Origin of the sequence: Aestuariicoccus sp. MJ-SS9 (assembly GCF_032586235.1) — a bacterium.
Classification (GTDB): domain Bacteria; phylum Pseudomonadota; class Alphaproteobacteria; order Rhodobacterales; family Rhodobacteraceae; genus Aestuariicoccus.
Map to the genome: position 1 here is coordinate 197,546 of NZ_JAWHTD010000001.1, position 24,402 is coordinate 221,947.

The 24,402-nt window shown below is 67.6% G+C and carries 24 protein-coding genes; 9 read left to right on the forward strand and 15 right to left on the reverse strand.

Annotated features, from left to right (window positions below; all coding sequences use genetic code 11):
* Positions 1 to 21: 21 nt before the first annotated feature.
* From RXV88_RS00985 to RXV88_RS01010, 6 genes are all read left to right on the forward strand, one after another.
* Positions 22 to 723 (forward strand): GntR family transcriptional regulator, encoded by a 702-nt coding sequence (locus tag RXV88_RS00985; RefSeq protein WP_316289863.1) that lies wholly within the window; start codon positions 22 to 24, stop codon positions 721 to 723.
* A 14-nt stretch (positions 724 to 737) separates the two neighbouring features.
* The gene (locus RXV88_RS00990; RefSeq protein WP_316289864.1) at positions 738 to 1,832 is read left to right on the forward strand and encodes a Gfo/Idh/MocA family oxidoreductase; all 1,095 of its coding nucleotides are present in this window, start codon (positions 738 to 740) and stop codon (positions 1,830 to 1,832) included.
* Between the two features lie 180 nt (positions 1,833 to 2,012).
* Positions 2,013 to 5,195 (forward strand): Ig-like domain-containing protein, encoded by a 3,183-nt coding sequence (locus RXV88_RS00995; protein WP_316289865.1) that lies wholly within the window; start codon positions 2,013 to 2,015, stop codon positions 5,193 to 5,195.
* A 54-nt stretch (positions 5,196 to 5,249) separates the two neighbouring features.
* Positions 5,250 to 6,542: a TolC family protein gene (locus tag RXV88_RS01000; RefSeq protein ID WP_316289867.1), complete on the forward strand. Its 1,293-nt coding sequence runs from the start codon at positions 5,250 to 5,252 to the stop codon at positions 6,540 to 6,542.
* Positions 6,539 to 8,758, forward strand: coding sequence for an ATP-binding cassette domain-containing protein (locus tag RXV88_RS01005; RefSeq protein WP_316289869.1), 2,220 nt, complete (start codon positions 6,539 to 6,541; stop codon positions 8,756 to 8,758). The genes RXV88_RS01000 and RXV88_RS01005 overlap by 4 nt, the downstream gene beginning before the upstream one ends.
* Before the next feature lie 3 nt (positions 8,759 to 8,761).
* The gene (locus tag RXV88_RS01010) at positions 8,762 to 9,943 is read left to right on the forward strand and encodes an HlyD family efflux transporter periplasmic adaptor subunit (RefSeq protein ID WP_316289871.1); all 1,182 of its coding nucleotides are present in this window, start codon (positions 8,762 to 8,764) and stop codon (positions 9,941 to 9,943) included.
* A 168-nt stretch (positions 9,944 to 10,111) separates the two neighbouring features.
* On the opposite strand, the gene dtd is transcribed toward RXV88_RS01010, so the two are convergent.
* Complete coding sequence (gene dtd / locus RXV88_RS01015) at positions 10,112 to 10,555, reverse strand: D-aminoacyl-tRNA deacylase (protein ID WP_316289872.1); 444 nt, start codon at positions 10,553 to 10,555, stop codon at positions 10,112 to 10,114.
* Positions 10,552 to 11,451, reverse strand: coding sequence for a carbohydrate kinase (locus RXV88_RS01020; RefSeq protein WP_316289874.1), 900 nt, complete (start codon positions 11,449 to 11,451; stop codon positions 10,552 to 10,554). The genes dtd and RXV88_RS01020 overlap by 4 nt, the downstream gene beginning before the upstream one ends.
* Positions 11,452 to 11,594: 143 nt before the next feature.
* Here RXV88_RS01020 and RXV88_RS01025 point away from each other — a divergent pair, with 143 nt between their 5' ends.
* Entirely contained in the window at positions 11,595 to 12,011 is a 417-nt protein-coding gene (locus RXV88_RS01025) for an Hsp20/alpha crystallin family protein (protein ID WP_316289876.1), read from the forward strand.
* A gap of 4 nt (positions 12,012 to 12,015) precedes the next feature.
* Here RXV88_RS01025 and RXV88_RS01030 read toward each other — a convergent pair whose 3' ends face one another.
* The 9 genes from RXV88_RS01030 to RXV88_RS01070 form a co-directional block, all read right to left on the reverse strand.
* A complete protein-coding gene (locus RXV88_RS01030) occupies positions 12,016 to 13,140 on the reverse strand; it encodes a TFIIB-type zinc ribbon-containing protein (RefSeq protein WP_316289878.1) in 1,125 nt (374 codons plus the stop codon).
* 31 nt (positions 13,141 to 13,171) lie between these two features.
* The gene (locus RXV88_RS01035) at positions 13,172 to 13,549 is read right to left on the reverse strand and encodes a hypothetical protein (RefSeq protein WP_316289880.1); all 378 of its coding nucleotides are present in this window, start codon (positions 13,547 to 13,549) and stop codon (positions 13,172 to 13,174) included.
* Positions 13,550 to 13,604: 55 nt separating this feature from the next.
* On the reverse strand, positions 13,605 to 14,738 hold the full coding sequence (locus RXV88_RS01040; protein ID WP_316289881.1) for an SPFH domain-containing protein: 1,134 nt from the start codon (positions 14,736 to 14,738) through the stop codon (positions 13,605 to 13,607).
* 21 nt (positions 14,739 to 14,759) lie between these two features.
* Positions 14,760 to 15,719: a DUF2927 domain-containing protein gene (locus tag RXV88_RS01045; protein WP_316289883.1), complete on the reverse strand. Its 960-nt coding sequence runs from the start codon at positions 15,717 to 15,719 to the stop codon at positions 14,760 to 14,762.
* Positions 15,720 to 15,721: 2 nt separating this feature from the next.
* The gene (locus RXV88_RS01050) at positions 15,722 to 16,921 is read right to left on the reverse strand and encodes a toxic anion resistance protein (RefSeq protein ID WP_316289885.1); all 1,200 of its coding nucleotides are present in this window, start codon (positions 16,919 to 16,921) and stop codon (positions 15,722 to 15,724) included.
* A 39-nt stretch (positions 16,922 to 16,960) separates the two neighbouring features.
* The gene (locus tag RXV88_RS01055) at positions 16,961 to 17,842 is read right to left on the reverse strand and encodes a 5-bromo-4-chloroindolyl phosphate hydrolysis family protein (protein WP_316289887.1); all 882 of its coding nucleotides are present in this window, start codon (positions 17,840 to 17,842) and stop codon (positions 16,961 to 16,963) included.
* A 176-nt stretch (positions 17,843 to 18,018) separates the two neighbouring features.
* On the reverse strand, positions 18,019 to 18,855 hold the full coding sequence (locus RXV88_RS01060) for a hypothetical protein (protein WP_316289889.1): 837 nt from the start codon (positions 18,853 to 18,855) through the stop codon (positions 18,019 to 18,021).
* 12 nt (positions 18,856 to 18,867) lie between these two features.
* Positions 18,868 to 19,065, reverse strand: coding sequence for a hypothetical protein (locus tag RXV88_RS01065; RefSeq protein ID WP_316289890.1), 198 nt, complete (start codon positions 19,063 to 19,065; stop codon positions 18,868 to 18,870).
* An 86-nt stretch (positions 19,066 to 19,151) separates the two neighbouring features.
* A complete protein-coding gene (locus RXV88_RS01070; protein ID WP_316289892.1) occupies positions 19,152 to 19,964 on the reverse strand; it encodes a pseudouridine synthase in 813 nt (270 codons plus the stop codon).
* A gap of 114 nt (positions 19,965 to 20,078) precedes the next feature.
* Here RXV88_RS01070 and RXV88_RS01075 point away from each other — a divergent pair, with 114 nt between their 5' ends.
* Together RXV88_RS01075 and RXV88_RS01080 are read left to right on the forward strand one after the other, a co-directional pair.
* A complete protein-coding gene (locus RXV88_RS01075; protein ID WP_316289894.1) occupies positions 20,079 to 20,531 on the forward strand; it encodes a nucleoside deaminase in 453 nt (150 codons plus the stop codon).
* Positions 20,532 to 21,077: a pseudouridine synthase gene (locus tag RXV88_RS01080; protein WP_316289895.1), complete on the forward strand. Its 546-nt coding sequence runs from the start codon at positions 20,532 to 20,534 to the stop codon at positions 21,075 to 21,077.
* An 83-nt stretch (positions 21,078 to 21,160) separates the two neighbouring features.
* Here the strand turns inward: RXV88_RS01080 and hemF are convergent, their stop codons facing one another.
* From hemF to clpS, 4 genes are all read right to left on the reverse strand, one after another.
* Complete coding sequence (gene hemF, locus RXV88_RS01085; RefSeq protein WP_410468788.1) at positions 21,161 to 22,042, reverse strand: oxygen-dependent coproporphyrinogen oxidase; 882 nt, start codon at positions 22,040 to 22,042, stop codon at positions 21,161 to 21,163.
* 113 nt (positions 22,043 to 22,155) lie between these two features.
* Positions 22,156 to 22,956, reverse strand: a complete 801-nt coding sequence (locus tag RXV88_RS01090; RefSeq protein ID WP_316289899.1) for an SDR family oxidoreductase — start codon at positions 22,954 to 22,956, stop codon at positions 22,156 to 22,158.
* A gap of 36 nt (positions 22,957 to 22,992) precedes the next feature.
* On the reverse strand, positions 22,993 to 23,985 hold the full coding sequence (locus RXV88_RS01095; RefSeq protein ID WP_316289901.1) for a class I SAM-dependent methyltransferase: 993 nt from the start codon (positions 23,983 to 23,985) through the stop codon (positions 22,993 to 22,995).
* A gap of 31 nt (positions 23,986 to 24,016) precedes the next feature.
* A complete protein-coding gene (gene clpS, locus RXV88_RS01100; protein WP_410468786.1) occupies positions 24,017 to 24,364 on the reverse strand; it encodes an ATP-dependent Clp protease adapter ClpS in 348 nt (115 codons plus the stop codon).
* Positions 24,365 to 24,402 lie beyond the last annotated feature (38 nt).

Below are 24,402 nucleotides of genomic sequence, written 5' to 3' on the forward strand. Positions count from 1 at the left end.
TTCTTTCGACCGAGGCCTTCCTTGTCCGACCGCCACGCCCTGCCGCTCTATGTGCAGCTGAGCGAGATGCTGATCCGCGAGATCGCCGCCGGGCGTCTGACGGATGGCGAACGCCTGCCGCCTGAACGCGAGATGGCGGCGCGGCTGGGCACCTCGGTGGGCACGCTGCGCAAGGCCTTGGCGGACCTGACCGAAAAGGGCCTGCTGGAACGCGTGCAGGGGTCGGGCAATTACGTCCGCGCCAGGACGGACGCCGAATCGGTCTATGCGTTCTTCCGGGTCGAGCTGCACGAGGGCGGCGGCCTGCCCACCGCCGAGATCCTCGGGGTCGACACGCTGGACAAACCCGCCGATCTGCCGGACTTCGGCACCAGCACCCGGGGCCACCGGATTCGCCGGCTGCGGCGGCTCAATGGCCGGCCCGCGGTGCTGGAGGAGATCTGGCTCGATGGCGGCTATGCCGAAACGCTGACCGCCGGCGACCTGTCGGAATCGCTCTATCTTTACTACCGCGAACGCCTTGGCCTCTGGATCGCCCGGGCCGAGGACCGGCTGACGCTGGACCGGGTGCCCGACTGGTCCCCTTCCGCCTTCGCGCCGCGCCCCGGCGCGCCCTGCCTGATGGCGTCGCGCGTATCCTGGGCGCAGGACGGCGCGCGGGCCGAGGTTTCCCGCAACTGGATCGACACCGATGTCGCCGCCTACGTGGCGCGCATCGCCTAAAGGAAGACACCCCCGTGAACGACAAAATCCTGAACTACGGCATCATCGGCTGCGGCATGATGGGGCAGGAGCACCTGCGCAACATCGCCCTGCTGCCCGGCGCGCGCGTCGCCGCGATCTATGAGCCGAACGAGATCATGGCCAATGCCGCCAAAGCTATCGCGCCCAACGCCCGGCTTTGTCCGACGCTGACCGATCTTCTGGCGGACGACAGCCTCGATTGCCTGCTGGTGGCCAGCCCGAACCACCTGCACGTCGCGCAGATGGACGAAATCGCCCGCACCCGGCCCCTGCCTTTGCTGATGGAAAAGCCGCTTTACACCGATCCCGCCGACGCAGCACATATCGAAAGCTTTGCGCAAAGCTATTCCGCGCCGGTCTGGGTGGCGATGGAATACCGCTACATGCCCCCGATCCAGACCTTCGTCGAAGAGGCCGCGCGAGCCACCGGCGGGGTGACCATGTTCACCATCCGCGAGCACCGCTTTCCCTTCCTGCCCAAGGTCGGCGACTGGAACCGCTTCAACCGCAACACCGGGGGGACGCTGGTCGAAAAGTGCTGTCACTTCTTCGACCTGATGCGGCTGGTATTGAACGACGACCCGGTGCGGGTGATGGCCAGCGGCGGGCAGGTCGTGAACCACCTGGACGAAACCTATGCCGGCGAGGTCCCGGATATCTGGGACAGCGCCTATGTGATCGTGGAATTCGCCCGCGGCGCCCGCGCGATGCTGGAACTCTGCATGTACGCCGAGGGCGCGCGTTACCAGGAAGAGCTGTCTGCCGTCGGCCCCAAAGGCAAGATCGAGGCTTTCGTGCCCGGCCCCGGCCGCTTCTGGCCGACCCATCTGGGCCTGCCGCCCACCGCGCAGGTCGTCGTCAGCCCGCGTCAGCCCAAGGGGCCGCAGACCGTCGAGATCCCGGTGGACCCGACCTTGCTGGCTGCGGGCGATCACAACGGATCGACATTCTACCAGCATCAAAAGTTCCTCGAGGTCGTGCGCGGCGGGGGCGCGCCCGAGGTCGGGCTGCGCGATGGGGCCTGGGCTGTCCGCATCGGCCACGCGGCGCAGGCGGCCGCGCGCACCGGTCAGGTCGTTAAACTTTGACGCGAGCACGCTCGGGCTGGGCTTTTGATTTTGCACAACATCCCGCCGCATCGGCGGCAAAAAAACGAATCGGCCCGAAGTTCGCACTAGGGAAAATGGCAAAATTAAGGTAACCACTCCGCCAAACAACAAGACAGCCGACAATAAACAGTGCTGTCACAGAGGCAGAGCGGTGACGCCATGAAATCGATCGAGTTTGTCGTTCGTGCCCCTATGGGCACGGCGCATCGTGGTACGGTTGCCGGTGCGGGTGAGGGGTTTCTCATCGACGCCGGAACCGGAAATGAAATCTCCCTGCACCTCCGGGCTTCGGACCTGCGTGGCTATGACCGCGCCGCCGACGACCTGATGATCACCCTCGCCGACGGAAGGGTGATCGTGCTCGAGGGGTATTTCGAACAGGGCCCGGGCCTGCCGAACCGGCTGTTCCTGAGCGCCCGGGGCGAGCTGAACGAGGTTGCCTTTGCCGACATGGGCAACGGTGGGCTGCAGGCGCAATACGGCCCGGCCGAAGCCTGGGGCAAATGGAGCCCGTCCGACGATCTGTTCTTCGTCGACCAGCCTGAGGTCGTGGCGGGCATGCCCGAGGAGGAAGAGGTCAGCATGCTGGGCTCGTCCCTGCTTGGCACCGGCGGGCTGGGCGGCCTGGGCTGGGGCGGCGCCGCAGCTGGGGTCGGGCTGGTGGGCACGACGCTGATCGGCGGCGACGGCGACAGTGAAGGCGGCGGCGGAAATCCGACAGCGCTTCCCGATCCCACGGTCGACAATCCCGATGCGGATATCGACGCGAACGGCGAGGACGACCCGACTGTCACGGTGACCGGCACCGCCGTTCCCGGCTCGACGGTGCGGGTCGTTATCGGCGACCGCGAGGTCACGGTCGAACCCGGCGACGACGGCACCTGGCAAGCGGTGTTCGAGTACGAGAGCTTCCCCCCCGACGGTGACTACCGCGTCGAGGTGAATGTGCTGGATCCAGACGGGATCGAGCACGATCTGGAGGGGCCGCAGGTCCTGATCGACACGATGCCGCCGCCCGTGGAGGTCGAGACCGGCACCGTATCCGCCGGCGATATCGTGAATGCCGAAGATCACCAGGACGGCGCCGACGTCACCGGCACGGTCGAGCCAGGCGCGACCGTCGTGGTCACCATCGGCGAGACCGACGTTCCCGTGGACGTGGCCCCCGACGGGACGTGGACCGTCTCGCTCGACGACGCGGTCCTGCCTGGCGGCGAATACGAGCAGGACATCACCATCATCGCAACCGATCCGGCGGGCAACGTCACCGTGGTCGACGATGTGATCGCGGTGGACACCGTTCCGCATCCCATCGCCATCGACCCGGTGGGCGGCGACGATCTGGTGAACGGCGAAGACGCCGATGCCGGGTTCGACATCACCGGCACCTCGGCCCCCGGCGCCGTGGTTCTGGTCAGCTTTGGCGATCTGACCCAAGAGGTGACGACCGGCGCCGATGGCGTCTGGACGCTGCCTGTGACCTCGGCCGATTTCGCGGGCGGGGAATATACCGGCACGATCTCCGCCAGCACCTCGGACTCGGCGGGCAATACCTGCAGCGCCAGCCGCGACGTGCAGATCGACACCGTCGGCGCGGTGGAGATCACCGGAACGCCGCTGACCGGGGACGACCTGATCAACGCGGCGGAATATGACGAAGGCGGCGTCACCCTGACCGGAACGTCCGACCCCGGGTCGGCTGTCATGGTCACCATCGGTGACGTGACGCAGGCGGCGAGCGTCGGGTCCGACGGGGCCTGGACCGTCTCGTTCGACGCCACGATGCTGGCCGCGGGCACCTACACGACGACCGCGACAGCCACCGCGACCGACGCGGCGGGCAACGTCGCCACGACCAGCCACAGCTTCGGTGTCGACACCCAGATCAGCGTGTCGCTGGACAGCGGTCTTGCGGGCGGCGACGATCTGGTCACCGCGGCCGAAGCCGACGGCGGCTTCAGCGTGACGGGCCAGGCCGATCCCGGCGCCGTGGTCGAGGTCACATTCCAGTCCTTCACCTATGCCACCACCGCCGGCGACGACGGCGCCTGGCAGGTCGCCGTACCCGGCGCCGACATCGCCGCGGGCACCTACAGCGCCGCCATTGCCGTCACCGCGACCGACGCCGCCGGGAACACCGCCAGCGCCTCGGGCAGCGTCGCGGTCGACACGGTCATCGGTGTCGGTATCGACACCTCCGGGCTGGAAGGCGACGGCATCGTCAATGCCGTCGAGCGCAGCGATGGCATCACCCTTGTTGGCACCGCCGACCCGGACAGCGCGGTTGAGGTGACCCTGGCCGGTGTTACCCACACCGCAACCGTGGCGGAGGACGGCAGCTGGAGCGCGGATTTCGCCGCCTCGGACCTGCCCGAGGGCGAGACCACGCTGACGGCCACGGCCGTTGCAACCGATGCGGCGGGCAATGTCGCCAGCGCCAGCGGCGACGTGCGGATCGACACCTTCGTGCGCGACTTCGCCATCGCGTCGACCCCGGGCGGCGCGGACGGTGTGATCAACGCCGCCGAGGCTGCCGCGGGCCTTACGCTCGACGGCGAGGTCGAGGCTGGGTCAGCGGTCGTCGTGACCATCGGCGGCGTCGCCCATGTGGCCACCGTCAGCGGCACCGGCTGGAGCGTGGATATCCCGCCCGGCGCGATCCCAGAAGGCACGCTGTCGGCCGAAGTGCTGATCGAGGCGACGGACGCCGCGGGCAACACCCTCTCTGAAACCATGAGCATCGCCATCGACACCGACGCGCCGGACGCGCCCATCGTCGAAAGCTATACCCGCGACCTGACCGGTTTGCGCGGCATCAGCATCGCGACCCAGGACGACGCTGTGGACATCGCCCATGTGGTCGAAACCGACGGCGCCTTCGGGATCGAGGCGGTCGGCACCAGCGAATTCGATGTCCCCTCTCTGGGCGAAACCGGGTTTGCCTTCTCGCCGACGGTGGCGGACGGATCGCATCTGGTGGTGCGGGCCACGGATGCGGCGGGCAACCAGACCGGCACCTATCTGGTGGCCGACGATCCGGCCACCTCCGAGGTGGCCATGACCGATCAGCTGGCGGCCGAGCTGGGGGCGTTCCAGATCGAGACAATCGACCTGCAATTCGCCGAGGACAGCCATCTGACGATCACCGAGGCGCAGCTTTTGGCGCTGTCGTCGAACGCGGACACGCTGACCATCCAGGGCGGCGCGGACGATGCGGTCACGATCACCGGGGCGCAGCACAGCGGCACGGGGCTTGGGTCCGAGGGACAGGTGCTCAACGTCTACACGTTGGGCGAGGCGACGGTGCTGATCGAGGACGACATCACCAACGTCACGATCTGAGCCGGTTTGTAACCAGGGGCCGGGGCCGATGCGGCCCGGCCACGGAGGCAGGTAATGAATATGACGGGCAGGCAGGCTCTGGGCATTCTGGCGGCGGCGACGCTGCTGTCGGGATGCATGAAGGACGAAGGCGTCACGCGGTTTCTGTCGGCGCCCTTCGGCCCCGCGGCAGAGGCGCCGCGAGAGGTCGCGCCGGCCTCTCTGATCATCGCGGCGCTGCAGGCGCGGCAAAGCGCGCTGGTCGAGGGCAGCGCTTACGCGCAGGTGGCTGCGTCGGTCATGGCGGCGGACAGCCGCGTCGCCGAGGCAGAGCTGCGAGTCGCGCGGCTGCGCGCCGAGGCCGCGCAGAAGAACTGGCTGCCGACCCTCAGCCCCCGCGTCTCGCTAACGTCGCTGGGCGATTTCGCGGCGGATCTGCTGATCAATCAGGTGCTCTTCGACAACGGCCGCAAACAGGCCGAACGCGATCTGGCCAAGGCCGATGTCGAACTGGCCGCCGTGGCGCTGACCGAGGACGGCAACACCCGCATCTTCGAGGCCCTGACGCTCTATCTTCAGGCCGAGGAGGGGCGCGAGGCGCAAAAGCATTACAGCGTCGCGCTGCAGGACATGACGCGGTTCGAATGGGTCATGAACGAACGCGTCCGGGGCGGCGTGTCGGATCCTTCCGATCTGAACGTGCTGCGGCAAAAACTGGCGAGCATCCGCGCCAAGGCCGATGCGGCGGGCGAAAAGACCGTGACGGCGCTGGCCGAACTGGGCGCGATGTCGGCTGGGCCGCTGAGCGATCTGCGCGGCCTGGGTGGGCTGGGCCCGGCGCCCGGCGGCACGCCTCTGGCCGTGTTGCGCGCCATGGCCGAACGGGACCGGGCGCTGGCCGAGGCGCGGATCGCCCGCGCGGGGCACCTGCCGGGGTTGGGCGCGACGGTCACCGTCGATGGCGACGGCGCGTCTGGCGGGGCAAATGTGCTGACCGATCAGGGCATCGGCTTTGGCACGCCCGCGGCTCTGGACGCCATCGAGGCGGGCAAGGTGGCCGCCGAACGCAGGGTCGACGAGGCCCGCGAAGAGGCGCAGCGCAAATTGCAGTCCGAGCAGCGCCAGCTCGAGGCCCTGCGCCGTCAGGCCGCCGAGGCGCGCGGCCTCAGCATTCAGGCCCGCCAGAACCTCGACCTGTTCCAGCGCCAGTACGAAGGCGGGCAGCGGCAGGTCATGGACGTGGTCGGCGTCTATGAAACCTATTCCGCCGCTTTGGAGCGCGAACTGGAACTGAAATACAAGGCCGCCCGCGCCGAGCTGACGATTGCCAGGCTGCAAGGGGCGTTGGCCGAAGGACAGCAGATTTGAGCGCAACGCCGATTTCGGTCCTGGCGGGCCGCGCCCGCAATGCGGTGTTGCGCGCCGTGCCGCAGGCGGCCCCGGCCAACACGCCAGCCCGCGCGCCCCGCTACTCGGACCGCGCCCGCGCTCGGGCCGGTTTGATCCGGGTGCAGGCCGGGCTCTGCGGGATCGAGGCGAACGGCGACGATATCCTGCAGGCCCTGGCGCAGAACGCCAAAGATGACCGTTACGGGGCGGACGCTCTTCTGGCGGGCCTGCGCGCCGCCGGGCTTGAGGCCGAGGCCATCGAGACCACACACCCGACACCCCGGATGTGGCCGGCGCTGGCGCTGATGACCAACGGGCAGGCGGTTCTGGTGCTGGGGCAAGAGCACGATGCCGGCCCGCTGACCGTCTACGACGCAGGCGAAAAGGACAAACGCGCCGAGGTGTTCATCGAGGATTTCGCCCCCCATTTCAGCGGCACGCTCTTGCGCGGCGACGCGCCGGTTGCGCGGCTTGGCGATCTGCACGCGGCCGTGACCCAGCGCAAACACTGGTTCTGGGGTGAGTTCGCGCGCTTTCGCCGCCACTTTGCCGAGGTGGCGCTTGGGTCGTTCGTGGCCAATCTTCTGGCGGTCGCGGTGGCGCTCTTTTCGTTGCAGGTCTACGATCGGGTGATCCCGCATCAATCCGAAGCGACGCTGTGGGTGCTGGCCATCGGCGCGGCGCTGGCGCTGCTGCTTGAGGCGTTCCTCAAGATCGCGCGGTCGCAATTGCTGGACGGCGCGGGGCGGCAGATCGAGCTGGGCGTGCAGCAGGTGCTGATGTCGCGACTTCTGGGGATGCGGTCGGACAGCGCCGGGCGCTCGCCATCGCAGCTTTTCGCGTCGATGCGCGAATTCGGCTCGGTGCGCGAGTTCTTCACCGCCTCGACCGTGGGCGCGCTGGCCGATATCCCGTTCATCTTCGTCTTTCTGCTGCTGGTCTGGTCGATCGGCGGATCGGTGGTCTGGGTGCTGGTGGCGGGCGGGCTGCTGATGGTGGTGCCGGGGATCTTTCTGCAAAAGAGGATGCTCCGGCTGACGCAAGAGATGCAGGGCGCCAGCGCCCGGCAGAGCCGCCTGTTGCAGGAAGCGGTGGTCGAGCTCGACACGATCAAGACCCAGCGCGCCGAAGACCGCTTTGCCCGGATCTGGGATCAGCTGGTGGCGGTGCAGGCGCTGAAATCCTCGGATCAGCGCAGGCTGGCGGCCAGGCTGACCTTCTGGAGCCAGGGCGTGCAGCAGGCGACCTATGTCGGCGCGGTGATCACCGGGACCTACCTGGTCTTTGCAGGCGAATTCACCGTGGGCTCGATTATCGCGGTGGGCATTCTGACCTCGCGCACACTGGCGCCGCTGACGCAGCTCGCGGGGATCATGGCGCGCTGGGGCAACGTCAAGGCGGCGCTGGACGGGCTGGACGGGATCGCGGGCGCGGAACAGGACCGCAGCGCGGCGCGCAGCTATCTGCGCCGCACCATGCTTGAGGGCCGTTACGATCTGCGGGACGTCACCTATCGCTACGATCCCGAGGGGGCCGCGGTTCTGGACATCGGGGCGATGACGATCCTGCCGGGCCAGACCGTCGCGGTGCTGGGGGCCAACGGGTCGGGCAAGTCGACCCTGCTGAAGATGCTGAGCGGGCTTTACGCGCCCGCCACCGGGCAGGTCCGGATCGACGGCGTCGAGATGGCGCAGATCGACCCGCGCGACCTGCGCCGCTCGGTCGGGTATCTGGGGCAGGAGGTGCGGCTCTTTCACGGCACATTGCGCGACAACCTGAACCTCAGCCTGCTCGAGCGCGACGACGACCGGCTTTACGCGGCGCTGGATTTCGCGGGGCTGGGGCAATTCGTCAAGGCCCATCCCCGGGGGCTCGACCTCGAGATCCGCGACGGCGGCGAGGGGCTGTCGGTGGGCCAGCGCCAGAGCATCGGCTGGGCGCGGCTGTGGTTGCAGGACCCCGAGGTCTGCCTGCTGGACGAGCCCACGGCGGCGCTGGACCAGACGCTGGAAAAGACGCTGATCTCGCGGCTCGAGACCTGGCTTTCGGGGCGCACCGCGGTGATCGCCACCCACCGGGTGCCGATCCTGGCGCTGGCGACGCGCACGCTGATCCTGGCCAATGGCCGCATGGTGATCGACGGGCCGCGCGATCAGGTGCTCGATCATCTGCGCAGCGCCGGGCAGGGGGGCTAGGGCATGGCCGTCGCCGACACCGGCCTGTCCGCCCAGCTGTTGCGCCGCATGGCGGGGCCGTCGCTGACCATCTGGCTTTGCGTGGCGGCGGTTGCGGTCTTTGTGGTCTGGGCGGCCTTTGCCTGGATCGACGAGATCGTCCGCGCCGAGGGCGAGATCGTGTCCTCGTCGCGCCCGCAGATCATCCAGAACCTCGAAGGCGGGATTCTCGCCGAACTTCTGGTGAGCGAAGGCGACGAAGTGCAGCGCGGCGACGTGCTGGCACGGCTGTACGGCACGCAGTTTCAATCCTCGGTCGACGACCTGCGCGACCAGATCACCGCGCTGGAAATTCGTCGTCTGCGGCTTGAGGCAGAGCTGGCGGGGGCGTCGGTCTTTGACGTACCAGGCGACCTGGCGGCGCGGTCGCCGGATATCGTGGCCTCGGAACGGGCGCTGTTGATGGCCCGGCAGACCGACGTTCAAAGCCGCAGCGAAGGCGCGTTGCGCGTGCTGGAACAGGCGGAAGGCGAAAAGCGGCTGCTGGAGGACCTGCTGGACAAGAAGGTCGTGGCGCTGATCGAGGTCACCCGCGCCCGCAAGGCCCATGCGGATGCGCAGAGCCGATACGACGAGATCGTCACCCAGGCCGCACTGGCCCGGGCGCAGGAGTATTCCGACACGCTGAAGGAGCTGGCGACGCTGCGGCAGAATCTGAAATCCTCGCAGGATCAGCTGAACCGCACGGTGCTGGTGTCGCCGATGCACGGGGTGGTGAACACCGTGTCGGTCAGCACCATCGGCGGCGTGGTGCGGCCGGGCGAGGAGATCCTGCAGATCATCCCGCTGGACGAGGAGCTGTTCGTCGAGGCGCAGGTCGCGCCCGAGGACATCGCCAATATCCGGCCCGGGCAGGAGGCGACGATCCAGCTGTCGGCCTATGATTACACGATCTACGGGACGCTGAAGGGGCAGGTGGAGGTCATATCCGCCGACACGTTCAAGGACGAGCGCAAGGCCGGGGGCCAGGCGCATTACAGGGTGACGCTGCGGGTCGGTCGCGACGGGCTGAGCGAGCGGCAGTCCCGCATCGAGATCCGCCCCGGCATGCAGGCGCAGGTGGCGCTGCACACCGGTGAGAAGACCGTGCTGCATTATCTTCTGAAACCGCTCTACAAATCCCGCGAGGCCCTGAGCGAGCCCTGATCCGGGTGAGACAAAGGTGCGCCTGCGGCGCGCTTTATGTCTCGTTGCCCGCCGCTGGCGGGCTGCCTCGGGGCGTTTGGCGGGGTGACGCGTTGGTGCGGGCGTTGGGGTCTGTGGCCGGTGGCGGAGCCTCCGGCGGGAGTATTTGTCCCAAGAAGAAGAGCGGGGTCAGTCGGCGGTGTCGAGCCAGATCGTGACCGGACCGTCGTTGGTGAGGCTGACCGCCATATCGGCGGCGAAGCGGCCGGTGGCGGTGGGGATGCCCTGGGCCTGGATTTGCGCCGCGAAATATTCGTAGAGCCGTTCGCCGTCTTCGGGGGCGGCGGCGGGGGAGAAGCCGGGGCGGTTGCCGCGGCGCGTGTCGGCGGCGAGGGTGAACTGGCTGACCACCAGCGCTGCGCCGCCTGTGTCAAGGAGCGCGCGGTTCATTCGGCCCGCGTCGTCCTTGAAGATGCGCAGCTTGGCGATCTTGGCGGCGAGGCGGTCGGCCTCGGCCTCGGTGTCGCCCTGCATGGCGCAGATCAGGATTAACAGGCCCGGGCCGATCTCGCCGATCACGGTGTTGTCGACCGAGACGGAGGCGCGGGTGACGCGCTGGAGCAGCGCCCTCATAGTTCGGTGTCCCAGGGCGGGTTGGCGCCGGCGCGGCTGACGGTGACGGCGGCGGCGCGGGCGCCGAGGTCGATGGCCGGGCGCAAAGCGTCGAGCGGGGTGGCGCGCAGCAGATCGCGGTCAAGCTGGCCCGCGCGCCAGAGACCGGCCAGAAGCCCCGCGTTGAAGGTGTCGCCCGCGCCCACGGTGTCGACGACCGTCGCCTTGTGGGCGGGCACGCGGATTTGGCCCGCCGCATTGTGGGCATCGACGCCCTCGGCGCCGCGGGTGATCAGCACCAGCGCCGTGCCGCCCGCGATCAGCGTCTCGGGCGTGGTGCCGAGCCAGGCCATGTCCTCGTCCGAGATCTTGACGATGTCTGCGGCGCCAAGCATGGCGTTCAGCCGGGCGCGGTAGCGGGGTTCGTCGGTGATGAAGCCGGGGCGGATGTTGGGGTCGATCATGATCGGGCGCTGGCCCGCCTCGCGCGCGCAGAGCGCGGCGTAGGCGTCGGCGGCGGGTTCCGACACCAGGCTGATGCCGCCGAAGAAGAGCGCGGCGCAGGCGGAGGTGTCGGGCAGGTCGGCCTTGGTCAGCATGCGCCCGGCGGTGTTTTCGTCGTAGAATGCGTATTTGGCGTGCCCGTCCGTCAGGGTGACGAAGGCCAGCGTGGTGGGGCGTGCGGCGCGCGGGGCAAGCGCGCTGTCGACGCGCGAGGCATCCAGCGTTTCGGTCAGAAGCTGGCCGAAGAGGTCATCCGACAGCCCGCCGAAATATCCCGACGGGGCGCCCAGCCGGCCGAGCGCGATGGCGGTGTTGAAAACCGCGCCACCGGCATGGGGGGCAAAGGCGGGCTCGCCCGCGGTTGTGGTGCGGGGCAGCATGTCGATCAGGGCTTCGCCACAGCAGAGGATCATCGGGGTCTCCTGTTCGTGTTTGCGCTAACTAGACGATTGCGGCGCTTGTGAACAAGCCCCGTGCACTGCGCGTGATCAATTTGTGCCACGATTCGCTGCGCTAGGCTTGCCCGGAACGTCACACCAGCAAGAGGAGAGAAAGAATGGTCGAGACGGATCGGAACAGCGGTCTGTGGCCGCAGCTTTATGCGCCGCTGCGCGGGCTGGGGCATCGGATCAGCGACTGGCTGTCGCCGGCGTCGGATGCGTCGTCGGACGAAAACGCCTATCGCATCAGCGTCGAATTGCCCGGCGTGGGCGAGGACGAGGTGGAACTGAGCGTCGAGAACGGGGTGATGACCGTGAGCGGCGAGAAGAGCGCGACGCGCGAGGAGAAGGGCGATACCTGGTATTTCACCGAACGGGAATACGGATCGTTCCGGCGGTCTTTCCGGCTGCCAGGGGATGCGGATGCCGACCGCGCCGAGGCGCATATGAAGGACGGCGTGCTGAACATCACCGTGCCGCGCCGCGCGCCCGACAAGGGGGCGGGCAAGACGATCGCGGTTAAGCGGGGCTGAGCTTTTACTGGTTCTGCGCGATCAGGTAGCCGACACCAGCAGCCACGATCATCGCCAGCGTCGCGGCGAAGGCGATCTTCCAGCCCGACCATGGCCGTTCGCCCTGCACCTTTCCGGTGCGGCCGTTCACGACGAAGCGATAGGTCTTGCCGCGGTACTTGTACGCGGCAAGCCACACCGGCAGCAGGATATGCTTGAAGGTCACGTCGCTGACGGTGGTGTCGATATTGCTGATGCGCTGGCGGTCGCCGCCGATGTCGAACTTGACGTCCCGTTCGATCACGCGGTCCATCTTGTGCCGGGCCTCGGTAAAGCCGGTGTCGAGGTCGACCGAATAGCCCTCGGCCCGGAACCCGGCGAGGAATTCCGGGCGGTAGGGCTCCATCGCGGCAAGGTCCCAGGGTTCGAGCGCGTCGGTGTAATGCTTTGGCAGGCTGGTCGAGGCCAGCACCAGAACGTCGTCGAAGAACCGCGCGACCCGGCCCGAGGCGGGTCTCCACCGTACCTTTTGCACCTGGACGGTCTCGGTCTTGCCGTTGCGGGTGACGGTGCGGGATTCGTAATAAACGGTGCCGCGCTGGCCGGTGTAGCGTGACTTGGTGTCGGCGTCGAAGGTCCAGTAGGGGACATAGATGCCCTGCATCCGGCGGCCCTTGCGGGCGTATTCCTGTAACCCGTTGGGCGCGAACCAGAGCGCGCCGAGCCAATCGGTCATCGCCGTTTTCGCGGATTTTTCGTCCAGCGCGAAGGGCAACAGGCCGCGCGGCTTGATATGGCGGTGGGTGCCGGTGTCGGCGACCACGGGCGTGGCGCAGAACGGGCATTCGGCGGCGTGCACGTTGGGGTCGAATTCGACATCCGCCGCGCAGTTGGGGCAATGCGAGACGCGGGTCTCCTCCATCTCTTGCAACGGCAGGAGGTTGTCGAGCGCGGCCTTGAAATCGAGCTCTTTGATGCCGCCGTCCCAGGGGCCGGGGCCGTCCACCTGTTCGGTCGACCCGCAATGGTCGCAGATCATTTCCGAGCGCGCCGGATCGAAGCGATAGTCAGAGCCGCAATTGGGGCAGGGGAAGCGGTGTTCCTCGACGGGTTTCGGAGGGGCGGGTGGAGCGGCAAACGCGTCGGTCATGGAAAAAGGCCTTCAGGGTAAAACACTGGGTTCAGAGGATGCCATGCAACGCGCGCGGTGTCATGAGCCGAAGTGCGCCATCCCCCAGCGCCGTGTGCCGCCACAGATGAAAGATCGCGTGTAGCGACGCAATGGAAAGCAACAGCATAAGAGCCAGCGACGGTTCGGGCCAGGGCGGCGCCTGTTCCAGCCGGTCGGCGGCCACCACCAGGGCGGTGGCCGCGCTGGCCACATACATGGCGCGGTGCATCCAGGGATGAGCCGAACGGGCCGTGCCGGACAGCATCGGCCCGGCACCCGTCATCAGGCCGAAAACCAGGCCGCTGCCCGAAAAGATCAATGCCGCGACGACAAAGGCCCAGGATAAAACCGGTGAGCCGGTCCCGCCGGAAATCAGCAGGATCAGCAACAGAAAAACCGCCCAGTGCAGGGCTATGGTCAGGCGTCGGCGGGTCATTGCCGCGTCAGATCCCCGGTGGCGGAGGCGGCGGCAGCACGGTGAAGAGCTGGGCCAGTTCGCGCACCTCTCCGGCGGGCAGCCAGCCGTCCTGACCTGCGGTCCAGACATAGCTGTCGCGGGTCAGATCGCCGGTGGCGGCCATACGCCCCAGCGTGGCCTTGGAAAAGGGGCCCTTGGTCTCGCCGTTCTCGGCGATGTGCCAGACATGCTCGACCGGCGGGGGCGGCGGCGCGGCGGCGGCGGGGGCCGGTGCGGCGGCCTGCTGAGGTGCTGCGCCCCAGGGGCCTTGCCCGGCCATTCCGGCGGCGGCCTGATGGCCGATCTGCATCCCCAGCCCGGCCCCGAGCCCAGCCTGCAGCGCGGCATTGCCACCGTCGCGGCCAAGCGCTTCGGCGGCCTGGAACTGCATGTATTCGTTCAGATTGCCGATCACGCCCATCGACGAGCGCTTGTCCATCACCTCTTCGACGGCGGGCGGCAGCGAGATGTTCTCGATGTAGAGCTCGGGAATGGTCAGCCCGTATTCGGTCAGCTTGGGCGCGATGTCGCGGGCCACCAGCTTGCCCAGCTCGCGGGTGTTGGCGGCCATGTCCAGCACCGGAATGCCGGACCGGGCGAGCGTGCGGGAAAACTCCTGCACGATGATGTTGCGGATCTGAAAGCTGATCTCGTCCATGGTGAATTCGCCGTCGGTGCCGACGATTTCGGTCAGGAAGCGCGCGGGGTCGGTCACCCGGACCGAATAGGTGCCGAAGGCGCGCAGGCGCACCGGGCCGAATTCCGGATCGCGGCAGATGATCGGGTTCTTGGTGCCCCATTTCAGATCGTTGAAACGGGTGGTGTTGACGAAGTAGATCTCGGATTTGAACGGGCTCTGAAAGCCGTGATCCCAGTGCTGCAGCGTCGTCATGATCGGCATGTTGTTCGTCTCGAGCATATAAAGCCCGGGCGTGAACACATCGGCCAGCTGGCCTTCGTGCACAAAGACCGCCGCCTGCCCTTCGCGCACGGTCAGCTTGGCGCCGTACTTGATCTCGTGGCCCTCGCGCTGGAACCGCCAGACCATGGTGTCGCGCGTGTCGTCGACCCAGTGAATGACGTCGATGAACTGGCCGGAGAGGAAATCGAAAATGCCCATCGGGGTCTCCTTTTTACACTATCAGCTGGAGCCGCCGACCAGTTGCTCGGCGAGCGAGCGGACGATCGGGCGGGCTTCCTCGGCGCGCATACCCGGGGTGAGGCGGGGGTCGTAGAGGATGCGCAGCAGGTATTCGTCATGCGTGGTCAGAAGCGCGAATTCGTCGTCGTCGTTGAAGATCGACGGGCGCGCCTGCGGGCTGTCGTTGGCCAGCCCCAGCCCCTGCGCCATTTCCTCGTGGATACAGGCGCGGCGCAGCAGGTCGGGGTGTTCGGCGCGGATCACGGCGATGGCGCGGTCGTAGGAATAGCCGCCCGGACGGTCGGCGAAGGCGATCACCAGGCAATGAATGTCGCGCGGCAGCCGGTCGAAGATCGCCAGCGAGGCCTGATCCACGTCGGGCACAAGCGCGCGGATGCGCGGCTGGATCAGCGCGCGGTCGTCCTCGCCCATGAAGAGCACATGGAAATTCGCGCCAGCGGCCGACATGCCGATCCGGTGCCCGGTCGCCCGCGCCAGCCGGTCGGTGAAGCGCGCCAGCGCCGCGCGGTCGGCGCTGCGCTGCTCGGCGGGCACCGAGGGGCCGAATTCCGCCACCACCCGTACCGGCTTGGTCCATTTCTTGATCCGCCCGAGCCCGCCGTCGCCAGGGCGGAGCCCGGCGCCGCGGACGTATTCCTCGGTCAGGGCGATGTTCTCGAAATCGCGCGCCAGCATGGTGTCGGTGATCGGCGTGTCCGGCCCGCCGCCGTCGGTGCGCAAGAGGCCGCGCGCCAGCAGGTCGGCCTGGACCCGGCGGTAATATTGCGCCAGAGCGAGGCTCGCGGCCGAGGGCGTTTCGCGGCCCGCGGCCCCCGCGCCGCCCATCGCCGCCGGCCGGGCCTGCGGCAACGTGCCGGTCTCGCGCGGCGCCAGCCGCGACGCGTCGCAGGCCGCCAGCGCCAGCAGCGACAGCGCCGCGAAGAGACCCCGCGCGCGCATGCTCAGCTGGCCGGGACCGACGTGGCGGCATTGTCGCCCACCCCGTCGCGCCGCGCCTTGGCGGCGGCCAGCGTGTCGCGCAGCTCGGCCTCCATCTTCTTCAGCTCTTCCTCGGCCGCGGCGCGGCGCGCCTTGCCTTCGTCGGCGATCTGCAGGCTTTCCTGGATGGTGCCGATCAGGTCGGCATTGGCCTGCTTGACCGCCTCGATGTCGAAGACGCCGCGTTCCATTTCCTGGCGGATCTGCTTGTTGCTTTCGCGCAGGTTCTTGGCGTTGGCGGTCAGCAATTCGTTGGTCAGGTCGTTGGCGTCGCGCACTGCCGCCGCCGCCTCGGCCGAGCGCTGGATCGTAACCGCCTGCGCCAGCTGCGTTTCCCAGAGCGGCACGGTGTTGACCAGGGTCGAGTTGATCTTGGTGACCAGCGACTTGTCGTTCTCCTGCACCAGCCGGATCGAGGGCAGCGATTGCATCGTCACCTGCCGCGTCAGCTTCAGATCGTGGACCCGGCGTTCCAGATCGTCGCGCGCGGCGCGCATATCGCGCAGCTCTTGCGCGACCATGACCTGCTCGGCTTCGGCGGCGGCCTGAACCTCGGCCTCTTTGGCGGGGATCGTGGTCTTGTCGAGCTCGGACAGCTTTTCCTCGCCCGCCGCGATGTAAAGCGCCAGCTCGTCGTAGAACTGCAGCGTCTTTTCATAAAGCATGTCGAGCGATTTGATGTCCTTCAGCAGCCTGTGCTCGTGCTTGAGCAGATCGTCGGTGATCCGGTCGATCTGACCCTGCACCTCTTCGAAGCGGGCGGTGAACTTGGCGAAGGGCGCGGCGCGGCCCAGCAGCTTTTCCCAAAAGCTGCGCTCGCGCCGGACATCCAGCTCGCTGACCGAAAAGCCGCGGATCGTGGTCACGATGCCGCGCAGACTGTCGCCGGCGGGGCCCACGTCCTTGTTGCGCACGTCCTGCAGCATCGCCTGGCTGATTTCCTGCAGCTCGGCCTGCGCGGCCGATCCGAACGACACGATGGACTGGGTATCGCTCATGTCGATCTCGGCCATGCGGGCGCGGATTTCCTCGCCCACGGGCGCGGGGGCGGCCGACAGCGGGACGACAGCGTCTGCGTCGGTGGGTTCGGGCAGGACGATGGCGTTGATCTCTTCGACCATGGCGAGGGCTTCTTGCGCCTTGGCGCGTACTTTTTCGGACATGACGTTCAATCCCCTGACTAAAATCCAAAATGGGCCCTGTTAGAGCCGTACTCCTTCACGCTGCAAACGGTCGCGCAGCACTTCGATTTCGACGGTAAGATCGCTGTTGGTGTCCAGCATCAGATGGCGGGTCTTGGCACCAAAGCTTTGCTCCAGATCGCTCAGCAGCGCCAGGTAATCGGCCTTGGCCTTGGCGTCGCGGGTGCGGTCGTAGATATCGGCGAATTTGACCGACGCATCGCGCGCGCCCATCAGGTAGACGCCCAGAAACTTGCGCGCGGCGGTCAGGTCGCGGGGGTCTTCCTCGACCGTGCGGATCAGCTCGCGCGCCTTGACTAGGAACCGTTCGACCCGGCCTTCAACCTCGCGGTCGCCGGCGCGCCGGGCGGCGTCCTGCATGCCGGAGAGGTATTTCTCGGCCTCGTCCACCACAACCGCGACGCGGTCCTGCTGGAAGGTGTCGATGCCCTCCATCCCCTTGTCCTTCATCGGATCGAGCCCGAACGCCCCGAGATGCAGCGCGCAAGCGGCCACGCCATAGATCAGCGGCGCCAAAAACCCCGGTTCGACCTTCCACGCCGCCAGCGCGACCCCGGCCCCGGTCAGAACGGCGGCGACGATCTTGCGCGGCACCGCCGGACGGCGCGCCACCTTGCGGTCGTTATAGGCCGCCTCGGCACGCAGGCCGTCACGCAAGAGCCAGGCCCCCAGCACCAGCGCACCGGCTGCCACCAGCCCGACGGCCAGCCCCGTGGCCCCGTCGTTGATCGACCGGACGGCGAGCACGATGGGCGGAACGAAGAGCACGTTGGAACGCGCGCCCACCGGATCGACGCTGGCCTTGGCGAAGGCGCGCGGCGTGTCCTCGGTATCGGGCGGGGTCCCGTCGGGGCTGAATTTGCCGCCATATCGCTGCGCCATGGTTCAGATGCCCCCGATCCAGCCGGTGGCGACCCCGAACAGCAGCACGATCAGCAGAACATATGTGACCTTTTGCAGGCCCTTGCCCGTCATGACGCCCCCCGGTTTTCGCGTATCTGCGATAAACTTAGGGTATGTCCGGCGTGCTTGCTAGGGGGAAGTCGGGGCGCTTTGGATCAGGCGGCGGGCCTTTGGGGGATCCGTTCTATCAGCAGATCGGCCTCCAGCTCGAATTCGTCGCGCCCGTCGTTCAGGCCGATGGCGCGGGCCTTGGCCTCGAAGGCGCGGGTCAGAGCGGTCATCTTGGCGACGAATCTGTGGCGTGCATAGGCATGCCGGTCGCTGTCCCAGGCGTCGACCAGCTCGATGGTCTCTTCGGCGAGGATCTTGAGAAACCGGCGGAGCGGTTTGCGCAGCGCCCCGAGAACCGCCGTATCGTTGGCCGCCATTCGCACCAGCCGCGACACGGCAGAGCGCATGGCCTGGCTGCGCAGCGTCAGATCGTCGTCTTCCAGCGCGGCGATGTCGGCCACGATTGCGTCGAGCATCGCATCGGCCTTGCCGGTCAGTTCGGCGGTGCGCTGGCGCAGAACGACCTTGGGATCGTCGATGCCCTTGTGCCGCAACGGATCCGGCCGGAAGGCGGCGATCGACAGGCTGGTGGCGGTCAGCGCCAGCCCCAGCGGCGGTCCGAAGGTGTGAAACTGCAGCCCGGCGAGGATCAGCACCAGAAAGCCGATCAAAACAGAGCCCACCAGCTTGCGCGGCAGGCGCGGGCGGCGCGCCACCTCGGCCGCGTCATAGGCGGCATGGGCTTTCTGCCCGCTCCAGATCAGCCACAGGGCCAGCGCGAACAGCACAAGCTGGAAAAGCGCGCCGACCACGGTCAGGACAGAGCCCTGAAACAGGATCAGCAACAGCGGAAATGCTGCGAGATACAGCATGTAGAGCCCGGAATCGAACGGCCCAAGCACTTGTTTGTCGCGATTGTAGGGGTTCTGTCCCGGCAGCATGACGCCAGCCTCTCAGTAAAAGCTCAGCATGAAAATCATCGCCCAAAGCGAAAAGAAGGCGGAGCGCTGTACGAACACCCCCGCCGACCAGGCCTGCTCGGCGGCATCGGACATGACCCTCGCGGTGTCCCGGGCAATAGTCCGAAGATCGCCGAGAACCAGCAGGAGCGATGCGACAAGCGTCGCGGTGATGACGAACGTAGTAAACATGGGCACAGGAATGCCCGCCAATCCCGGCAAAAAAGCGGCAGGTTGCGGCTGAAACCGGGGAATTAATATGAATGGTTAATGGATGATTAACGCTTGTCGGGCGGGGCGTTGCGGCTCTTGCGGCGGCGCTCCACCTTCGGCCGGTCGGGCTTTGCGCCGTCGAGCCCAAGCTGGTCGCGCACGATCTTGCGGCGCACCTCCTGCACTTCGCCCGGTTTCAGCTGGCCCAGCTGGAAGGGACCATAGGACAGACGGATAAGCCGGTTCACAGTCAGGCCCAGATCCGTCATGGCGCGCCGGATCTCGCGATTCTTGCCTTCGCGCAGACCGACGGTCAGCCAGGCGTTGGCGCCCTGCTGACGGTCGAGGCTGACGATCATCGGCTGAAAGCGCTGGCCGTCCACGACCAGCCCTTCGCGCAGCGGCGTGAAGGTGTCGTCGGTCGGGCGGCCCTTGACGCGCACCCGGTAGCGCCGCAGCCAGCCGGTCGAGGGCAGCTCCAGCCTGCGCTTGATCCCGCCATCGTTGGTCAGCAGCAGAAGGCCTTCGGAATTCAGGTCGAGCCGGCCCACGCTCATCACCCGCGGCAGATCCTCGGGCAGATCGTCATAGATCGTCGGGCGGCCCTGCTCGTCTTTCGTGGTGGTCACCAGCCCGGTGGGCTTGTGATAGAGCCAGAGCCGCGGCTCTTCGGGTGCGTCGAGCGGTTTGCCGTCGACCGTGATCTTGTCGGCCTCGGTCACGTTCAGCGCGGCGCGGTCGATCACCTTGCCGTTCACGGCAACGCGCCCCGCCTCGATCATGCGCTCGGCTTCGCGCCGGCTGGCCACACCGGCGCGGGCCAGAACCTTGGCGATCCGGTCGCCGGGCGGCGAAGAGGGGTTGCGGGGCTGTGCCATGCCCGACCGCCTAGCCGATATCGCGCGGGCAGGGAAGGGGGATCGCCAGCCCCGGACTCGATCAGGGGCCTCCCGGCCTCTCGCGCCGCGCGGGGTTTCGCGTTATGGCGGGGCATGACATTCGCAAGCCACATGGACATCGCCCTGGAAGAGGCCCGCGCCGCCGCCGCCCGCGGCGAGGTGCCGGTCGGCGCGGTGATCGTGTCGCCGTCGGGCGCGGTCGTGGCGCGGGCGGGCAACCGCACGCGTGAGCTTAATGATCCCACCGCCCATGCCGAGATATTGGCAATCCGCGCGGCCTGCGCCGCCGCCGGGTCAGAGCGGCTGGCGGATCACGATCTTTATGTCACGCTGGAGCCATGTCCCATGTGCGCCGCGGCGATCTCGTTCGCGCGGATCCGGCGGCTCTATTTCGCGGCCTCGGACCCCAAATCGGGCGGGGTGGCGCATGGCGCGCGGGTCTTTGCGCATCCGCAATGCCACCACCGGCCCGAGATCTACGACGGCATCCACGCCCGGGCCGCCGAGGCGCTGCTGCGCGACTTCTTTGCAGAAAGGCGCGGGTGAATGTCGCGGATCGTACTTTTCAACAAACCTTTCGGCGTGTTGTCGCAATTCACCGACAAGGGGACCGAAGGCAGCGCGCGGCCAACCCTGTCGGCCTATATCGACCTGCCGGGCGTTTATCCGGCGGGGCGGCTCGACCGCGACAGCGAGGGGCTGTTGGTGCTGACCGACGACGGCAGGCTGCAGGCGCGCATCGCGGACCCCAGGTACAAGCGCCCCAAGACCTATCTGGTGCAGGTCGAGGGCGATCCGTCCGAGACGCAGCTGGCGCAGCTGCGCGGCGGCGTGACGCTGAAGGACGGGCCAACCCGGCCTGCCGTCGTCGAGCGCATCGCGCCGCCCGACCTCTGGCCCCGCGACCCGCCGGTGCGCTTTCGCAAGACCGTGCCGGATGCCTGGCTGCGCATCACCATCACCGAAGGCCGCAACCGCCAGGTGCGGCGCATGACCGCGCATGTGGGCCTGCCCTGCCTGCGGCTGGTGCGCTGGTCGGTTGGCGAATGGTCGGTCGAGGGGCTGAAGCCCGGGGCGTGGCGCATGGTGTGAGCGTCGGAGCGAGGGGCCAGCCCCTCGCGCTCCCCGGAGTATTTTTGCCAAGAAGAAGAGAAAAAAGGGCTTTCAGTCCCGGGTCAGACCCATTTGGCCAGCGGCGGGAGGCTCATCAGCACGGCATTGGCGTCGTGGCCGGTGGCGAGGCCGAACTTGGTGCCCCGGTCGTAGACGAGGTTGTATTCGGCATAGAGGCCGCGGTGGATCAGCTGGGTGTCCTTGTCGGCCTCGTTGAAAGGCTGGATGCGGCGCTTTTCCACCAGCGGGACGAAGGCGGGCAGGAAGGCGCGTCCGATGTCCTGGGTCAATGCGAAATCCGCCTCCCAGTCGCCGGAATTGCGGTCGTCCATGAAGATGCCGCCGACGCCGCGGGCGCGGTTGCGGTGGGGGATGTAGAAATACTCGTCCGCCCAGAGCTTGAGGCGGGGGTAATGCTCTTCGCCATGGGGATCGAGATGCGCCTTTTGCGTGGCGTGGAAATGGGCGGTGTCCTCGTCGTATTCGATGCAGGGGTTCAGATCCGATCCGCCGCCGAACCACCAGGCGTGGGGGGTCCAGAACATCCGCGTGTTCATGTGCACCGCCGGGCAATGCGGGTTCTGCATATGCGCCACGAGGCTGATGCCGCTGGCCCAGAAGCTGGGGTCGTCCGCCATCCCCGGCACGCCGCGCGCGGCCATGGCCTTTTGCGCGGCCTCGCCGAGCTGGCCGTAGACGGTGGAGACGTTGACGCCGACTTTCTCGAACACCCGGCCGCCGCGCATCACGCTCATCAGCCCGCCGCCCGCGTCCGACCCGTCGTCCGAGGCGCGCTTTGTGTCTGTCACCTCGAACCGGCCCGGGGCCATGTCGGCGAAGGGGCCGCTGGCGTGGCTGTCTTCCAGCGCCTCGAACGCGGCGACGATGTCGTCGCGCAGCTGACGGAACCAGGCCGCGGCCCGGCTGCGTTCGGTGTCAAGCATGTCTTTCATGGCGCTGTCCTCTTGCTGTGGCACTTTGCTAGCCCAGCGGACCGGTGGCGTTCAAGCGCCAATCGGGCGCGAGGACGGCCCGCAAGGGCAGGACGAGCTGCCCCCTAGTGCGCGGGCGCGGCCACCGGATCGAGCAGGGTGCGCCCGCCGTCGATTGTCATGATCTGGCCGGTCACAAAGCCGGCCCCTTCGGAGGACAGGAACTGCACCGCCTCGGCCAGCTCGCCCGGCGCGGCGATGCGGCCCAGCGGCGTGTGCTCCTCGATATCCTCGCGGTATTCGGAATGATCGCGCAGCGTATCCTTGAGGCTGGCCGACATCACCGACCCGAAGGCCACCGCGTTCACGCGGATGCGCTCGGGCGCCAGCGCCACCGCCAGCGAGCGGGTCATCTGGTCGAGTGCTGCGCAGGACACCGAATAACCCAGCAGGCTGGGATGGGTGCGCCGCGCGGCGATCGATGACAGGTTGACGATGGCCCCGGCCTGGCCTTCGGTCTGGCCCTCGGCCTGTTTGATCATCCGTTTCGCCACCAGCTGCGACAGCCGCAGCGAGGTCATCAGGTTCTGGTTCAACAGCCCGGTGATCGAATCGTCGTCCATGTCCAGCGGGTCCGACGCCTTCATCTGGCGCGATCCGTTGATCAGGATGTCGACCCGGTCGAAAGCGTCGAGCGTCGCCGACAGCAGGTTCGCCAGCGTCAGCCGTTCCCGCAGGTCGCCGGCGAAATAGCGCATTTTGCCGTCGTCGTTGATCTCGCCGCATTCCTTGGACAGGCGCGCCTCGTCCATGTCGGCGAACATGACATTGGCGCCCTTCTGGGCGAAATGCCGCCCGATGGCGAGGCCGACGCCATTGGCCGCACCGGTGATGATCGCGGTCTTGCCTTCGATGGAAAAGGACATGGCGGGCAGGCTCCGGCTGGGATTGGGGGCTGTGGATTATCTGTGCGCGCGCTTGGGGCGTTGGGCGTGCAGGATCTTGAACCGGTTGTCGCCGGCGGCTTCGGACAGCGTTCCAAAGGCCTCGTTCAACGTGGGTTCATAGGGCAAGTGGCGGTTCGCCACAAGCCAGAGCTGCCCCGACGGCTTGAGCGCGCGCGCCGCCGACAGGATGAAGGCGCGGCCCAGCGAGGGGTCGGCTTTGCGCCCGGTGTGGAACGGCGGGTTCATCACGACGCAGTCGAGCGGCGCGGGCGGGCGCCATTGCGTGGCGTCGGCCCAGTGGAACGCCGCACGCGCATCGTCCACATTCAGCCGCGCGCAATCGAGCGCGGTACGGTCGTTTTCCACCAGATGCAGCGCGGCGGGGTCTGCCTTGGCCAGAATGCTCTGCGAAAGATAGCCCCAGCCCGCACCGAAATCGGCGACCGTGCTTCCCAGTCTGGCGGGCAGCGAGTCGGCCAGAGCCTTGGACGCCGGGTCGATCCCGTCGGCGGAAAACACGCCCGGCACGGTGAAGAACCCATCCCGGTTCCGTGTCGGCCCGGGTAGCGCCCAATCGGCGAAGGCATCGGTGGCGGCGAACCAGAAACATTTGCCATGCGCCTTCGAGGCGTGACCGGCCAGCGCGACGCGCCCGCGCACGGCCTTCAGCAGCGATTCCACCCCGTCGGTCTTGGCGCCGTCGACGACGATCAGCCCGCCCGGGGCGGCGGCGCAGGCCATGGCGATCCGGCCTTGCGCCAGCTCGCGGGCGCGCGGCAGGCGGACGATGGCGGCGGCATAGGGACCCTGGGGCAGCAGCTGGCAGGGATAGCCCGCCGCCGTCCAGAACGCGGTTTCGGCGGCCCCGGTATGGATGATGTCGACCCGCGACCGGGGCAGCGCGGACAGGTCGTCGTCGACCATAGGGCCGATCACCGCGATGCGGCCTTCGCCGGGCAGGGACAGGCCGCCATCGGAAAGGCAATAGGACAGACGAGAGGTGCTCATGCGGATCGGTGCGGGCCGCTGCGGGCCGCGCCTATTCCTTTTCCATCGTGCATTGCAGCGGATGCTGGTGGCGGCGCGCGAAATCCATCACCTGGGCTACCTTGGTCTCGGCGATCTCGTGGCTGAAGACACCCACCACCGCGACACCCTTCTTGTGCACGGTCAGCATGATCTCGAACGCCTGCGCATGGGTCATGCCAAAGAACCGTTCCAGCACGTGCACGACGAATTCCATCGGTGTGTAATCGTCGTTCAGCAAAAGCACCTTGTAGAGCGGCGGGCGCTTGGTCTTGGGCTTGGTTTCGACCACGACACCGGTGCCGCCTTCGCCTTCGCGCGAAGGCGGCGTTCCGCTTGCCATCAGGAGGGTCCTGGCCATATCGGCGTCAATCGTCATCTGTCGCTGCGCTTGCGTTG